The organism is Corallococcus sp. bb12-1, assembly GCF_026626765.1.
Taxonomy (GTDB): domain Bacteria; phylum Myxococcota; class Myxococcia; order Myxococcales; family Myxococcaceae; genus Corallococcus; species Corallococcus terminator.
This window is the reverse complement of record NZ_JAPNJZ010000027.1, coordinates 151,127-166,947: the sequence shown is the minus strand read 5'-3', so window position 1 is coordinate 166,947 and position 15,821 is coordinate 151,127. Positions and strand designations below refer to the sequence as shown.

The window sequence follows — 15,821 nt, the reverse complement described above, 5'->3', positions numbered from 1 at the left end:
GCGCTGTCCTGCGATCAGAACCCGGGGATCTGGGGACAACAGACCGACATGTAGCTATTTGTCGGCCAGAAGCAGGTGTCGCGCAAGAAAACCACACTGCCTCCGGGTCTTGGTGCGGTCGCCCGGAACCGGGGGCAGCCGCGCAGCCGCACACAAGCTATGGGGGGGCATCCAGTGTGTCAACGCTAGATCCTGTGGGAGCCTGCCCGGCCGCTGGGATCGATGCTTGCAATCTATGATCACTCAGCAGGGCTGTTTTCGACGTTGGGCGGCGGACATTTCAGCGCCACGAATCAGGGGTCCAGCCGCGTGTTTTGGAGGGGGTCTCCCAACCCCTGGAGATCACGGCGTGAGGCCTGCGTCAGGGGTTGGGGACGCGGGAAACGGCTGCAACGAGGTATCCCCGGACGCGGGCGTGACGGGGCGCGGCGTGGGGGCCGGTGCTACAGGGCTGTTGTCCCGATTGTCCGGGCCGCTCTGGGTGTGGACGGCGCGGCGCAGGGCCTCTTCCAGGTCGCGGGCGGCGGGGCCCACGGTGGACAGCATCTGGTTGGCGCTGCGGGCGTGGCGGTTCTCGGTTTCGGAGGCGAGCTTGAGCTGCGCGAGGCCTTCGGAGACGAGCCGGCGGGCGTCCTCCAGCTTCTGGCGGGCCTGGTAGAAGGCCACGTCGGTGAGCATGGACTGGAGGCTGCGGCGCTGCTCCTCGGTGATGCCGGACAGCTTCTCCGCGCGGCGCAGGTAGTAGAGGCCGCGCTCCACCTTGGGGGGCTCGCCGGACGCGATGCGGGGGCGGGCCAGGGTCTCCAGGAGGGGGAACAGGGCCCGGTCCAGGTCGTCGCGGTCGGTGAACTTTTGCTGTGTCAGCAGGGTGACGTCCTGGCCTTCCAGCGGCAGGGGGGCGTAGGCGTCCGCGAGGCGCGGGTCGCCGGGGCGGTAGGCGGCGGCGCCGGTGGGCAGGGCGCGGCCCTTCATGACCATCAGCTCGCCGTTCTCCTGGACGAGGGTGAAGGTGCGGGAGTTGAGCTGGCCCAGGAGGAAGACGACGCCGCCGCCCAGGCCCAGGATGACGAGGAAGACGAGCAGGCGGGTGAAGGTGCGGCGTGCCCGGTAACCGAAACCCTGGGGTGAATTCGTGGTCATGTCGCCTGCCCTCCGGTCGGACGGGCGCTTCGCCCGTGCTTGTAAGCGCCCTGAAATTGGGACGTCCCTGCCTCAGACGCTACAATTCCCGCCCCCCGGGAACATCATTTGCAATCTACCTTTCGTCGGATGGGGCCCAGCGAGCTGCTGCCCCGCTACATCTTCGCGGAGAGCCTGTTCGCGCGCCGTCGCGTGCTGGAGGTCGACGCCGTGGCCTCCACCGGGGGCGAGAGCGCGCGTTTCCTGGTGGAGCGTGGGGCTCGCACGGTGGTCGCGTGCGACGCGGACGTGGCGGCGGTGGAGGCGGCGCAGAAGGCCCATGCGCACCCGCAGCTCCGATTCCGCGCGAACATCTACGACGACCTGGAGCCGGCGAGCTTCGACCTGGTGCTGGTGACGGACCTGGCGCCCTACGTGCGCGCGCCGGAGCTCTTGGCGGAGCTGGCGCGGCTGGTGGCGCGGCAGGGGTTCCTGGTGGGCGGCCTGCGCAACATCGCGGGCCTGGCGCTGCCGCAGTTGATGGAGCCGGAAGAGGACGTGCCGCCCATGTACGGGCAGCTCCTGGATGCGCTCAAGGCGCACTTCCCCCATGTGGAGGTGGCCACGCAGTCGCCGGTGCTGGGCTACCAGCTCGCGTTCGAGCACGGGGATGGGTTGCAGGTGGACGGCTCGCTCGTGCGGCACAGCGAGGCGGCGTACTTCGTGGTGATGGCGGGCCTGGAGCCGGCGCGGGTGGTGGACCCCACGTGGGTGCAACTGCCGCCAGAGCCGCTGGCCTTCACGCGCGGCAAGCTGGATGAGATCGCCGTCCGGGCGAAGACGTGGGAGGAGCGGGCGGGACGGCTGAAGGACGCGGTGTCCAAGCTGCGCGCGGAGGTGGGCGACCGGGAGGCGGAGGTCATCGCGCTCAAGCCTGCGCTGGAGGGCGCGCGGCAGGACATGGCGCGGCTGACCGCGCAGTTGGAGACGGCTCGGGGCACGGTGGAGTCCGCTCGCGAGCGGGACGACCTGAGCAGTCGGCTTCGGCGGCGCGAGCTGGAGTTGCAGGTCGCGACCGAGCGCATCGCGGATGCGGACCGGCGACTGACGGCGCAGCGGCTGGAGGTGGAGGGCGCGCAGCGTGCGCAGGCGGACGCGGGCGTGCAGGCGCTGGCGGCGCAGGAGACCTTGCGGCTGGAGCGGGCGCGGCGCGAGGAGACGGCGGCCTCATTGGATGAGGCTCGCGAGCGGCTGACGCAGGCGTATACGGAGCTGCGCACCCTCCAGGACGAGCTGGGGTCGCTGCGCATCGACCGGGAGCGCGACCGGCTGGCGGCGGAGCGCGCTCAGGACGGGGCCGAGGACCGGCGTCGGCAGGCGGAGGCGGCGCGCGAGCGGGAGCTGCGCATCGCGGAGCAGTACTCCACGGCGCTGGCGGCGGTGGAGCACCTGAAGTCGGAGCTGGCGCGTGCGCAGGACCAGGCACGGGCGGCGGGCGACTCGGTGCCGGTGAAGGAAGCGGAGCTGGCTCGGGCGCGGCGGGAGCTCTCGGATGCCCAGCAGCGGATGCACTCCGCCGATGGGGCTCGCAAGGAGTCCGAGGCCCGGCTGTCGGAGCGCGAGGCGGTGCTGCGGGGGCTGGAGACGGAGCTCACTTCCGCGCGCGAGTCGGAAGCCCGGTTGCGACGCGACCTGGAAGGACAGGCGCAGGGCGAGGCTGCGGCGCGTGCGCTGGCGGCCCGGCTGGAGGAGTCGCTTCACGCGGCGGAGCAGCGGCTGGCGGCGTTGGAGGCGGAGCAGAAGCGCGTCGAGTCCGCGCAGCATGTGGCGGGGCAGCGGCTGGCGGCGGCGGAGACGGAGCGCGTCCGGGTGGAGGCCGCGCTCGTGCAGGCCATCGACGCCGAGCGGGCCCAGGCACAGGCGCGGTTGGAGGAGTCGCTGGCGGAGGCCCGCGCCGAGGCCAATGAGCGGGTGACGAACGCGCTCGCCGCCGCGCACTCGGACGCGGATGGACGGCAGGAACGTGCGCTGGCGGAGGCTCGGGAGGCCGCGGAGTCGGAGCTGACGGAGGCCCTCGCGCGGGCCCGGGCGGAGGAAGCGGCGGCCGTCGAGCGTGCGTTGGCGGAGGCGGAGGCAGAGCGCCAGCGCGTGCTCGCAGAGGCCCTGTCCGACGCGGAGGCTCGGCTGGCGCGGGCGCTGGAGGAAGCCGAGGCCCGGCGGACGCGGGCGCTGAGCGAGACGGAGGCCGAGCGGCATGCGGCGCTCGTCGACGCCGAGGCGCGGTGGAAGCAGGCCCTGGCCGAGGCTCGCGCGGAGGTGGAGGCGGAGTCGGCTCGGGCGCTTGCCGACGCGGAGATCCTGGAGGGGCTGAAGATCGAGGAGGCCGAGGCCCGCGCGGCCCGTGCCCTCGCTGAAGCGCGCGCGGAGGCGGAGGTCCAGCAGGCCCGGGCTCTGGAGGAGGCGGAAGGCCGCGCGGTCCGTGCCCTCGTGGAAGCGCGTGCGGAGGCGGAGGCCCAGGTTCGCGCTCTTGAGGCCCGCGTGGCCCAGGTGCTCGCGGACGCGGAGGCGCAGCAGGCCCGTGCGCTCGCGGAAGTGCGTGCGGAGTTGGAGGCCCGGCAGGCCCAGGCGCTGGCGGAAGCGGAAGCCCGTGCCCTCGCGGACGCGGAGGCCCGACAGGCTCGTGCTCTTGATGACGCGGAGACGCGCGCGGCCCAGGCGCTGGTCGCGGCCCGCGCCGATGCGGATGCGCGGGTGGCCCGGGTGCTCGAGGAGGCCCTCGCCGAATCGAGTGGCCAGACGGAGCAGGTGCTCTCGGGCGTCCGGGCCGAGGCGGAGGCCCGGCTCGCGCAGGGGCTCCAGGTGGCGCGTGCCGAAGCGGAGCGCACCCTTGCCGAAGCGGAGGCGCGTGCTGCTCAGGAACTCCAGGCGGCTCGCTCCGAATGCGGGACGCTGCAACTGGCCCTCTCCGAAGCCCGCGACGCGCTGGCTCGCGAAGTGTGGGAGCACGGGGCCCGGCTCGCGGAATCGAACCAGGCCCGTGAGGAGACCTTGGGCCGCAACGCGGAACTGGAGGCCACCCTCCGGACCGCGCGTCAGGAGCTGACCGACGCGGAAGCCCTGTCGAAGTTGATCCAGGAGGACCTGACGCGGGAGCAGCAGGCCCGGGCCTCGATGCAGGCTTCGCTCGACGCCACGCAGGTGAAGCTGGACGCGGTGGAACAGTCGCTCGTGGCGGAGCGCGCCCAGCGGCAAGAGGTGGAGACGGCGCTGGGCTCCACGCGGCAGGCGCTGGCGCAGGTCCAGGAGTCGCTGACCGCCGAACAGGAGCGGGGCGCCCGTTGGGAAGCGGCGCTCGCCGACACCCAGACGCAGTTGCTGTCGGAGCGCGAACAGCAGGCCCGCGCGCAGGTGGCCCTCGCGAGCGTGCAGGAGTCACTGGACGCCGAGCGCGCCCTTCGCACGCGGCTGGAAGGATCGGAGTCCTCGTGGTCCGAGGCCCAGAGCGCGCTGGAAGCGGACCGGCTCCGGCTGGATGCCGCGCTGGGCGTTGCTCGCACGGTCCTGGAGGAGGAGCGCGCGCAGCGGGTCCGCCTGGAGGATTCGCTCGCCCGCCTCAAGGAAGAGTCCGCGACGGCGCTCGATGAAGAACGGTCCCTGCGGACGAAGGCCGGGGCGACCCTCGCCTCGGTCCAGTCCTCGCTCGATGAGGAGCGCGCCGTGCTGACCCGTGTCGAGGCGTCGCTGGCCTCGACGCTCGAAGCCCGGAGTGAACTGGAAGCGGAGCTGGCGACGACCCGCGCCGCGCGGCTGTCCACCGAGGACGCGTTCGAGCACACGCGTCAGACGCTGACGGAGGTCCAGGCCGCTTTCACCGAGGCGCAGCGCGCGAACGAAGCCGCGCTGCTGGACCTGCGCCAGTCGCACGAGAAGGCCCTGGCGACCGCCTCGGAAGAATCCCAGGCGAGCGCACAGGCCCTGGCGGAGGCCCGCGCCGCGCTGGCGGACGCGAAGCAGGCGCAGGCGGCCCAGGACGTTTCGCTGCGGGAGCTGCGCGCGGAACTCACCGAGGCGCGACGGTCCGAAGTCGAGGCGCTGTCCTCGCTGGACGACGCCCGCACGCAGGAGGCCCGCGAACGCGAGTCGCGCGCGAAGGACGAAGCCGCGCTCGTGGAGGCCCAAGCGGCCCTGGCCGCGCTTCGCGCGGAGCTGGAGACCCTGCGCGGGGAGTCCACGGCGCAGCAGGAGCGCCTGTCCGAAGCGGAGCAGACGCTCACGCAGGAGCGTGCCGCGGCTCAGTCCCGCGATGCAGCCCTGTCGGAGGCCGAGTCCCGGCTTGTCTCCGAGAGCGCGCGGCGCGCAGAACTGGAAGCGTCGCTGTCGGACGCCGAGTCCCGATACGCCGCCGAAGCCGCGCGCCTGCCCACGCTGCAGCAGGCCCTCGCGGACTCGGAGGCCCGGCTTGTCTCCGAGACCACGCGGCTCGCGTCGGTGGAGCAGTCGCTCGCGGAGGCCCAGGCCCGGCATGTCGCCGAGTCCGCGCGGGTCACCTCCCTGGAGCAGGCGCTCACGGAGGCCGAAGCCCGTCAGTCCGTTGAGGCCGCGCGTCGCGCCGAGCTGGAAGCGTCGTTGCAGGCCGCCGAAGCACGCGGTTCCGAGGAGGCCGCGCGTCGCGCCGAACTGGAAGCGTCGCTGAAGAACGCCGAAGCCCATCAGGGCTCCGAGGCCGCGCGTCTCACCACGTTGGAGCAGGCGCTGGCGGAAGCGGAGACGCGGTATGCCTCCGAGGTCGCGCGACTCTCCACGTTGGAGCAGGCGCTGGCGGCGGCGGAGAAGCGCGCTGCCTCCGAGACCGCGCGACGCACCGAACTGGAAGCGTCGCTGACGGAAGTGGAGTTCCGGCTCGCCGCGGAGACCGCGAACCTGGGGGCGTTGGAGGACTCGCTCGCGCAGGCGGAGGCCGCTCGGAAGAGCGCGGAGGCCCGGTTCGAGGAGGGCGCCCAGTCGCAGGAAGTGGCGCGCGAGGCCGAAGCACGGGCGACGCGCCTCATGCAGTCCCTGTCCACGCGTGAGCAGGAGCTGCGCGAGGCCGGGGCCCTGCGCGTGTCCATGGAAGCGCAGATGGAAGGCGCGCTCTCCCGGGCCGAGCGTCAGCAGCAGGACCTGGACGAGGTGCGCGAACAGCTCGCGCTGAAGGAACAGGAACTGGCCACCCTGCGCGCGGATACCGCTCAGTTGGGCGCCGCGCACCAGGAACTGATGCGCCTGGGCTCCGAGCTGCAACGCGCCCACGCCGCGCTGCACGAGCGGGGACAACAGGTCGGCCGGCTGGAAGCGGAGCTGACGGACGCGAGTGATCGACTCGCCGCCACGCGCGAACACGCGGAGCTGCTCGTGGTGCAGTTGGAGACCGCGCGGCGCTTCGCCGGCAAGGCCACGAACCTGGAGTCGTCGCTCGAAGCGGAGCGGACCGCCCTCGAAGCCCTGCGCGCCGAACTGGAGACCGCCCGCGCCGAAGCGGCCCGTTTCACGGAGACCGCCCGGAGCGAGAACGCGCGCGCGTCCACCCTGGAGCAGCAGCTCGCCCGGGACGCCGAGGAACGCGAAGCCCAGCTCGCCGAAGTCGCGGCCCAGGCTCGTGCGGCACAGGATGCGCTGGAGGCCCGGCTCGCGGAGGCGTTGTCGCTCGCGAGCACCGAGAAGGCCCAACTGGAGGAAGCGCTCGCCGCCGTCGCCGCGCGCACCGAGGGCGAACAGGCATCGTTCGAGGCCCGGCTCGCGGACCTCACCGCTCGCGTTGAGCAGGAGAAGGCCGACCTGGAAGCCCGCCTCGCAAGCGCGGGCTCCGACAGGGCGGAGCTGGAAGTGCGGCTCGCCGAGGCCCTGGCGAACGCGGGCACCGACAAGGCGGACCTGGAGGTGCGCCTCTCCGAACTCACCGCGCAGGCAGGGACGGAGAAGGCCACCATCGAAGCGCGCCTCGCGGAAGTCACCGCCCAGGCGGCGGCCGAACGGGCGGAGCTGGAAGCCAGGCTCGCGGCCCTCTCCACGCAGGCCGAGCAGGGAAGGGCGGACCACGAGTCGCGGCTCGCGGAAGCGCTGGCCCGTGCCGCGACGAATCAGTCCGAACTGGAGGCCCGCCTCGCGCAGGCCGCCGAACAGACGCGCGAAGCCCTCTCCGCCCTGGAGACCCGGCTCTCCACCGCGCTCGCGGACGCGCGCACCGAACAGGCTGCGCTGGAGGGCCGCGTGGCCTCCCTCACCCAGGCCGCCACCGCCGCCGAAGCCCAGGCCCGCCGCGCCGACACCGAACGCACCGCCATGGCTTCCGAGCGCGAACGCCTCCAGTCGGACCTGACCGTGGCCCGGTCCGCCCGCGTCCGCCTGGAGGGCCGCGCCACGTCGCTGGAGACCGCGTCCGCGGATGCCGCGCGCATCCTGGACGCCGAGCGCGCCGAACGCGACCAGCTCACCACGCGGATCCGCGAGCAGCAGGCCCGGCTGGAAGCCCTGGAGACGGAGCGCGAGACGCTGGTCCAGGCGCTGGAGGAGTCGAAGGCCTCCTCGTCCGGCCAGCCCCCGGAGGCCGTGCTGGAGATGGCCGCTGAGATGGAGGTCCTTCAGGCCCACGTGGAGACCATGCAGGACCAGTTGGCCGCCCGGGAGGCGGAGCTGGCCGAGCTGCGCCGCTCCAGCGGGCCCGCCGCTCCCACGTCCTCGCGTCGGTCCATGCCCGCGCTGGACCTTCCGCCCTCATCCAAGAAGGTCGGCGAGCGCGAATAAGGGCGGCCGTCTAGACTTGGTCCCGTGGACGCAAGCGAACGCATCTTCAAGTACCACGGCCTGGGCAACGACTTCGTCGTCCTGGACCGCCGTCGCACGGGCGTGGACATCACCCCGGAGCAGTCCCGCTGGCTGTGCGACCGGCGCCGGGGCATTGGCGCGGACGGCGTGCTGGCCATCCTCCCCTCCACCCGGGGAATGGCGCGCATGGTCGTCCACAACGTCGACGGCAGCATCGCGGAGATGTGCGGCAACGGCCTGCGCTGTGCGGTGAAGTATCTGGTGGATCACTCCGGAGAACACCCCGCGCTGCTTGACGTGGAGACGGGGGCGGGCGTGCTCACCTGCGAGCCCGGCTACGGCGACGGCGGTGTGGTGGGCGTGGACATCTCCATGGGCCCGGCGCGACTGGTGGCCGCGAACCTGCCCTCGGGGACGACGGGGCAGCCCTTCGTGGCTTCTCCCGTGCCCGGACACCCGGAGCTGATTGGCACCGCCGTGAACATGGGCAACCCGCACCTGGTCCTCCTGGATCAACCCCTGGAGGACGCCGAGCGCCTGGGGCCTGGCCTGGAGCTGCACCCGGCCTTCCCGGACCGCACCAACGTGGAGTTCGTGCGCGTGGACGAGGACGGGCTCACCGTCGTCGTCTGGGAGCGGGGCTGCGGCCTCACCCAGGCCTGTGGCACGGGCGCATGCGCCTCCGCGGTGGCGGCGGTGCTGGCGAAGCGCTTGCCGGGCAATGCCTGGATGCGCGTCACCCTGCCGGGCGGGGATTTGCGCATCCGCGTTCCGGACGACCTGTCCGACATCCGACTGCGCGGTCCGGTCGCCTTCGTCTTCGAAGGCGTTGTAGCCCTTCCAAGGGCCCGATAACCTTCGCTTTTCCTCCCTTCTCCCCCGAGCGCCGTGGCTGGTCCCATCCTCGTCGTCGACGACGACCTGTTCTTCCGACAACTCGCCACGGACCTGCTGTCGCAGCGCGGGCACCGCGTGGTCTCCGTGGAGAACGCCACCCTCGCGCTGGAGGAGGTGGCCCGGGCCACGTTCGACCTGGTCCTCACCGACGTGGTGATGCCCGGCGTGGACGGCTTCGCGCTCACGTCCCGCCTGCGGGAACGCGACCCGGAGCAGGAGGTCATCCTCGTCAGCCACCGCACTGACGTGCAGGGCTCGGAGGTCGCGCTGCGCCTGGGCGTGGCGGACTGCCTCACCAAGCCGATTGAAGAGGCGGACCTGCTGCTCGCGGTGGACCGCGCCATGGAGCGCGCCCAACTGCGGCACGAACGCTCGCGGCTCCAGGATGAAAACCTGGAGTTCGCACGCTTCCACAACCTCCAGCAGCGGTGCCTGGAGCTGCTGTCCCATCCGGATCTGGAGTGGCTCCAGGAGCGCGTCCTCGCGGACCTGGGTTCGGTGTGTGACGCGCAGAGCGCCGCGCTGTGGGTGGTGGACGACCGGGGAGACCTGGGGCTGCGCTCGTACCGGGGGCTGCTCGACAAGCAGTTCCTGCCGGAGAAGATGAGCCCGGAGGGGCCGCTGTCCCTGCGGCTGCGGGAGGCGCTGCCGTGGCTTGCGCGCGACGAGCGCTCCACGGTGCTCTACGTTCCGCTGGTGGCCGCGGGCGAGGTGATGGGCTTGGCGCAGTTGTCGGATCCGCTCACCGGCGACTTCCGCGCGGAGCACACGCGCGACGCGAAGGTGCTGGCGGACTTCGCCGCGGTGGGCGTGAAGAACGGCCGCAAGCTGCTCGCGCTCCAGCGCCTGGGCCTGCGCGACCGCGACACGGCCGCGTACAACCTGAGCTACTTCACCGACTACGCGTCCAAGGAGATCTACAAGGCGCGGCGGTACGGGCGCACGTTCTCACTGCTGACCTTCAGCATCGACAACCTGCCGCTGGTGCGCGTGCGGCTGGGTGCGTCCGAGGCGAAGAAGGCGGTGCGTGGCATCATCAAGGCGCTCAGTAAAATCATCCGCGACTCGGACGTCATCGCGAAGGCGAGCGACCAGGAGTTCTACCTCCTGCTGCCGGAGACGGACTTCTTCGGCGCGATGATGTTCGTGCGCCGCGCCGTGGCGGCGGTGCGAGACGAGCCAGAGGTGCAGGACGTGGAGCAGCGCCTGCCCCTGGCGCTGGTGGGCGGTGCGAGTACGTTCCCCAAGGACGGCGAGGACTTCGACGAGCTGGTGCACCGCTGCCGCCGCCGGATGGACGAGCGCCGCGCGTCGCTCCAGCGCCGGCTGATGCTGGACGGGCTGCCGTTCTGGGACGAAGTGGACCTGCTGCTGGGCACGCCCAACAGCCCGCGACTGCCCACCGACGACCGCGCGGAGCCCAGCCGTCGGGGCAAGGTGGCGGACGTGCTCTTCGACGAACTCCAGGTGGAGATCGCCCGGGAGCTGGTGCGCGACCCCGGCTCTCGCGGACTGCTCTACGTGGGAGGGCCGGAGATTCGCGCGGACCTGCCGTTGGCGGTGGGTCTGGAGCAGGCGCCGCCGGACCTGTCCTCGCGCATCTACCTGCTGGGCCGGCGCGTGGACCTGGAGTCGCATCCGGCGCTCACGCCGGTGTTCCTGGAGGGCGACGAACGGGTGGCGCGCCACGAGTTCATCCTCTGGCTGTCGGAGAGTGCGTCGTACGCGCTCATCCAGCGGCGCGGACGGGGCGCGACGTGGGGGTTCCACACCTCGGACACCGCGGTGGTGGACGGGCTCATCTCCAAGCTCCAGGCCGAATACGACCTGCAGCCCTACTGACGAAGTGGAGCCCTGACCGTGGCACAGGTGCGGAAGATCCTCATCGCCGACCCCGACCTCGACTCCGTGCGCGCGCTGTCGCGTGCGCTCAGGACCAAGGGCTATCAGGTGCACTACGCGCCGGACGGCTCGCGGGCGCTGGAGGTCGCGGTGCTCCGGCACCCGGACCTGACGCTCTTTGACGAGGCGTGCCGGCTGCTGGATGCGCGCACGTTCGTGCAGATTCTCCGCACCAACCCGCGCACCGAAGACATCCCGGTGGTGCTCACCACGTCCAGCATGGACACGGACCGGGCGCGGGGCCCGCGCGACGGCATGCTGCGCAAGCCCTTCAATCTGGACGAGGTGCTCAGCCGCATCGAGCACATCTTCCGGCGCAACGAAGCGGCCAAGGACCTCAAGAGCGAGCAGCAGGAAATCGAAGGGTCGCTCAGCCAGCTCAGCATCCCGGACCTCATGCAGATTCTCGGCATGAACAAGCGCAACGGCCGGCTGTCGCTGGAGCGCGGTTCGGAGCGCGGGGAGATCACCGTCTCCGACGGGCGCACGGTGAATGCGCGACTGGGAAGGGTGGAAGGGGAGAAGGCGCTGTTCCGGCTGCTGTCGTGGACGGAGGGCAACTTCACGTTCACGCCCGGCATGAACTCGGCCCGGCCGCGCATCAACCGCGCGATGGACGACGCGCTGCTGGAAGGCATGCGGCAGTCGGATGAAGTGAATCGGTTGTTGCCGAACCTGCCGCCGCGCCACACCCGGCTGATGCTGGCGCCGGAGGTGGACCTGTCCGAAGCGCAGCACCCGGTGACGGCTCAGGTGATGGAGCTGCTGCGCCAGCCGCGTGCCCTGGGCGAGGTGCTGGACCTGGCGCCCGCCACGGACATGGAGGTGCTGGGCGTGCTGTCCACGCTGCTCCAGAAGGGCGTGGCGCGGCCGACGGAGAGCGAAGGCCAGAACCTGGGCGCGGGCGACCTCATCGGCGCGGCGGAGGTGCACGCGCTGCGAGGCCGCCTGTTGCGCACGAGGGCCCCGGCGCGGGTGGCCACGGCGAAGGTGTTCGTGTGCGGCAGCGGTTCATCCGCGGCGCGGCGCATCCTGGCGAGGGTGCCAGGGCTTGAGGCGCTGTCAGCGGATCCGACGGCGGTGAAGAGCGGTTTCGGGACGCTGGGGCGGCTGGAGCTCAGTGACGTGTTGAACGTGGACTTCTGCGTGCTCCCGCCCGCCGAGGCCGCGCGTCCACTGTGGCGTCCGTTCAGCGCGGGCGCCATTGGGGCGTTGTTGATGGACTCCTCGGAGCCTGCGGTGAAGCTGGCGCACTATCTGGCGTGGGAGGTCCGCATCCCCATCGTGGTGGTGGGCACGGAGATTCCCTCGCCGCTGCTGGGCGCGCCCGCTGGAGCGATCGCTCCGGGCGAGGACCTCACTCAGGCCCTGAGAGCCATGCTCCTCCAGGCGCTCAATCCCGCGCCCACGCTGCCTGGAGTGTCCCAGGTACAGCGCGCGGCCGTCGTGCCTCCCTGAATCCTCAGGAACGGGCCACGGGGCTCCGCCGCTCCAGATGCATGGGCAGCCCGCCGAAGGGCCGCAGCGACAGGTGCGACTCCGGCTGCAACGTGAATCCGGGCGCCTCGCGCAGCCGGTAGCGCTGCGCGACGGTGGCGAGCACGAGCTGTGACTCCATCATCGCGAAGCTGTTGCCGATGCACTGGCGTGGCCCGCCGCTGAACGGGAACCAGGCGAAGCGGTGCCGTTTCGCGGCGGCCTCCGGGGCGAAGCGCTCCGGTCGGAAGAGGTCCGGCTCCTCCCAGAAGTCCGGATGTCGATGCGTGACGTAGGGGCTCACGTCCACCGCGCTGCCCTTCGGAATCTTGAAGCCGCAGATGACGTCGTCCTCCATCACGGTGCGGCTGAAGATGACCGCCGCCGGGTACAGCCGCATCGCCTCCTCCACCACCTGCCGCGTGTAACCAAGCTTCGGCACGTCCTCCACCGTGGGAGCACGGCCCGCGAGGACCGCATCCACCTCCGCGTGCAGTCGGGCCTCGACCTCCGGGTGTTTCGCCAGCAGACCAAAGACCCAGCTCAGCGTCGTGGCCGTCGTCTCGTGGCCCGCGAGGAGCATCGTCAGCACCTCGTCCCCCAACTGCGCGTCCGTCATGCCCGTGCCCGTGTCCTCGTCGCGCGCGGCCATCAACATGGAGAGCAGGTCGCCGGTGTCCTCGGGGCGCTGTCTGCGCGTGGCGATGATGCCCTGCACCGTCTCCTTCAGCGTGGTGCGCGCCGCGCGGAAGGCCCGGTCGTTCCGGGTGGGAAGCACGGGCGGCAGCATGTTGAAGGACCGGAAGCGGTCAGCGATCTGCCGGCTCAGCTCGTTGAAGGCCGCGCCCACCCGCGCCGTCTGCTCCTCCACGGACGTGCCGAAGAGCGCCTCGCCAACGATGCCCAGCGACAGCCGCATCATCTCCTCCGTGATGCCCACCGGCGTGCCCTGCGCGGCGGAGGCCTCCCAGCGCTGGAGCATCGCCTCCGTGGACTGGATCATCCGCGCCGCCATGCCGGCGATGCGCTGCCGGTGGAACGCGGGCTGCGCCAGCCGCCGCTGCCGGAGCCAGAAGTCCCCCTGGCTCGTCAGGAGTCCATTGCCGGTGATCCACTTCCCCATCCGGTATGAGAGGTGGTCCTTCGTGTAGTTCTTCACGTGGTCCTGCAACACGTGACGCACCCCGTCCGGGTGGGCGATGAGGTGCGACTTGATGGGGCCCAGACGGTAGCTCACCACGTCCCCGTACTCGCGATGGATGGCCGTCAGGAAGCCCAGGACGTCGCGGCGTACCTGGGGCAGTACGCCCATCAGCAGGTGGCCCCGGGGGCCGGTGGGAATGCGGGCAGCGGGGGCGGCGGCGGTGGTCATCGGGTGACTCCTCCTGCCGGGAGGTATCGCGCCCCGCCGGCCCGAGCGCATGGTCTCCGGACGCCAACGCGTTGTCCCCGGGCGCCAAGGCGCATTGCGAGTCCCGAGTCGGCTGGGCCATGCTGGCGGGTGATGCGTCCCCAGGCGCTCCTGTCCTCCCTCTTCCGCCCGCTGTTCCACGTCGGTGAGTCACTGGGAATCCCGCGCGCGCTCCTGCTGGAAACCGTGGGCGAGGAGGAGGACCGGCTGGCGCGGCCGGACGTGCGGGTGCCCTACACGGCACTGGAACGCCTCTGGACCCTGCTCGTCCAGGTGGGCGGCACGGAGGCCCTGGCCGTTCGGCTCGCGCAGGCCGTGGAGCCCACGCACGTGGGGCTCGTCGGCTATGTGCTCGTCAACAGCCCGGACTTGGGCACCTCCCTCCAGCGCTACTGCCGCATCAACGCGCTGCTCGACCCGCGCACGAAGTGGCGCGTGCTCCAGACGGACCGCGCGCTGCGCGTGGAGCTGCACCTGGATCCGCTCGATGCCTGGGCCCCGCGCCTCCAGCACCCGCCGGAGGGGCTGCTGGTGACGCTGGTGTCCAGCGCCCGGCTGCTCAGTGGCGAGGACTGGAATCCCACGCGCATCTGCTTCGCGCACCCCCGCCATGCGGCCTCCGCCGCCGTGGAGGACTTCCTGGGCGTCACCGCCGAATACGACGCGAGCGCCTATCTGGTGGAAGGGGACGCGGCCGCCGCGCGGCTCCCCATCCGTCACGCGGACATCGAACTGGGCAACCTGCTCCACGCACGTGCCGAAGCGGAGCTGGCGCAGCTGGGCATCCACGAGACCCGCTCCTGGCGCGAACAGGTGGAGGAGGTGCTCGCGGCCCAGCCCCGCACGGGCGACCTGGTGCCCGCGGATGTCGCGTCACGGCTCGCGGTGAGTGAGCGCACGCTCCAGCGCCGCCTGCGGGAGGAGGGCGTCACGTTCGCGGGCCTGGAGGACGCCGTGCGCCGCGACCGCGCCTTCCAGTTCCTGCGCGACGGGCTGCTGCCCCACTTCGAAATCGCCTTCCTCCTGGGCTTCAGCGACCCCAGCGCCTTCGCCCGCGCGTTCCGCCGCTGGAGCGGTACGACCCCGGGGCACTGGCAGCAGGAGCAGGGTGCGAAGGACGGAGCCGCGTAGGCGGCCCGGCGTTGGAATCCGTGCCGTGCGCGGAATGTTTTTCCCATGGGCGAGGCACCCGTCGCGCCCATGAGAGGGACACGCGAATGGTCAAGACGTTGAGGGACGCGGAGGAGCTGGTGCGCACGCGCCACGTCATCACCGAGGTGCCCACCCACGGGCCCACGTCCCTCGTCGAACAGGTCATGGGTGGACGGCCCGCCGGTAGCTGGCGCGAACATGCGAAGGGACGGCTCGCGTACCGGCTGGGCCGCCAGCTGCGCGCCTCGCCGGACGTGCTCGCCGTGCGCCTGGTGGAGGGCAAGGTGGCCTTCGTGGATCCCACGCTGTGGGCCTCCGTCTACCGCGTCGCGATGGAGCCCGGGCGCCGCCGGCCCTCGCTCCAGGGCCTGTCCCAGGAAGCCCGTTCGCTGCTCTCCACCGTGGAGCGGGACGGGCGGGTGCGGCTGGACAAGGAAGGCCCCTGGACCAAGGCGCGGGAAGCGCTGGAGGAGCGCCTGCTGGTCCACTTCTCCGAAGCGCAGGAGGAGGACGGCCACCATGTGGCGGTGCTGCGCTCGTGGCGGGACTGGGCCTCCCCGGAGCTGAAGGCGGATGCGGCCCGGCTGTCCTACGAGGACGCCCAGGCGCGGCTGCGAGCGGCGTGTGACGGGGCGCCCACGGGCCTGGGGCCCTGGGTGTTCTGAAAGCGCAGGGCCGCCGTCAGCTCAGGCGGCTTCCTCGCGCACTTCCAGGGCGTCGCGGATGCCCGGAAGCCGCAGGAGCAGCTCGTACTCCGCGGGCTGGATCATCGACACGCGGCGGCCCGCCACGCGCTCCATCCAGATTTCGATGCGGTGCTCTCCAGCCGGATTGACGTGCCGGAAGATGCGGGCCCGGCGGCCTTCCGCCTGACAGGCGAGGATGTCCTGCTGGAGGCTGCGCAGCCGCCGGAACACCTTCAGCGCCGTGCGACCCTCGGGGGTGTCGAACGTGTGGAAGTGCCGGTTTCGCGACAGCGGACGGCCGGGGTCATGAAGCCTCTCGATGAGGCGGCGCACGAAGGGGTCCATCGACGGAGGAGGATAACATCCGCTACCCTGTC

9 protein-coding genes are annotated in these 15,821 nt (G+C 71.8%); 6 read left to right on the top strand and 3 right to left on the bottom strand.

Annotated features, from left to right (window positions below; translation table 11 throughout):
* Positions 1 to 342: 342 nt before the first annotated feature.
* A complete protein-coding gene (locus OV208_RS31710) occupies positions 343 to 1,140 on the bottom strand; it encodes an IF-2 protein (RefSeq protein ID WP_267577672.1) in 798 nt (265 codons plus the stop codon).
* Positions 1,141 to 1,269: 129 nt separating this feature from the next.
* Here OV208_RS31710 and OV208_RS31705 point away from each other — a divergent pair, with 129 nt between their 5' ends.
* The 4 genes from OV208_RS31705 to OV208_RS31690 are packed head-to-tail and all read left to right on the top strand — an operon-like array spanning position 1,270 to position 12,177.
* Positions 1,270 to 7,899 carry a methyltransferase domain-containing protein gene (locus OV208_RS31705; protein ID WP_267577671.1) on the top strand — a complete coding sequence of 2,210 codons (6,630 nt, stop codon included), beginning with the start codon at positions 1,270 to 1,272 and terminating at the stop codon, positions 7,897 to 7,899.
* A 24-nt stretch (positions 7,900 to 7,923) separates the two neighbouring features.
* The gene (gene dapF / locus OV208_RS31700) at positions 7,924 to 8,775 is read left to right on the top strand and encodes a diaminopimelate epimerase (RefSeq protein WP_267577670.1); all 852 of its coding nucleotides are present in this window, start codon (positions 7,924 to 7,926) and stop codon (positions 8,773 to 8,775) included.
* Between the two features lie 33 nt (positions 8,776 to 8,808).
* Complete coding sequence (locus OV208_RS31695; protein ID WP_267577669.1) at positions 8,809 to 10,659, top strand: response regulator; 1,851 nt, start codon at positions 8,809 to 8,811, stop codon at positions 10,657 to 10,659.
* Positions 10,660 to 10,677: 18 nt separating this feature from the next.
* Positions 10,678 to 12,177 carry a DUF4388 domain-containing protein gene (locus OV208_RS31690; protein ID WP_267577668.1) on the top strand — a complete coding sequence of 500 codons (1,500 nt, stop codon included), beginning with the start codon at positions 10,678 to 10,680 and terminating at the stop codon, positions 12,175 to 12,177.
* Between the two features lie 4 nt (positions 12,178 to 12,181).
* On the opposite strand, the gene OV208_RS31685 is transcribed toward OV208_RS31690, so the two are convergent.
* The gene (locus OV208_RS31685) at positions 12,182 to 13,567 is read right to left on the bottom strand and encodes a cytochrome P450 (protein ID WP_267577667.1); all 1,386 of its coding nucleotides are present in this window, start codon (positions 13,565 to 13,567) and stop codon (positions 12,182 to 12,184) included.
* A gap of 132 nt (positions 13,568 to 13,699) precedes the next feature.
* Between OV208_RS31685 and OV208_RS31680 the strand changes: the two genes are divergently transcribed.
* A complete protein-coding gene (locus tag OV208_RS31680) occupies positions 13,700 to 14,737 on the top strand; it encodes an AraC family transcriptional regulator (protein WP_267578050.1) in 1,038 nt (345 codons plus the stop codon).
* Positions 14,738 to 14,823: 86 nt separating this feature from the next.
* Positions 14,824 to 15,423: an RNA methyltransferase gene (locus OV208_RS31675; RefSeq protein ID WP_267577666.1), complete on the top strand. Its 600-nt coding sequence runs from the start codon at positions 14,824 to 14,826 to the stop codon at positions 15,421 to 15,423.
* Positions 15,424 to 15,444: 21 nt separating this feature from the next.
* Here the strand turns inward: OV208_RS31675 and OV208_RS31670 are convergent, their stop codons facing one another.
* Complete coding sequence (locus tag OV208_RS31670) at positions 15,445 to 15,789, bottom strand: hypothetical protein (RefSeq protein ID WP_120538891.1); 345 nt, start codon at positions 15,787 to 15,789, stop codon at positions 15,445 to 15,447.
* Positions 15,790 to 15,821 lie beyond the last annotated feature (32 nt).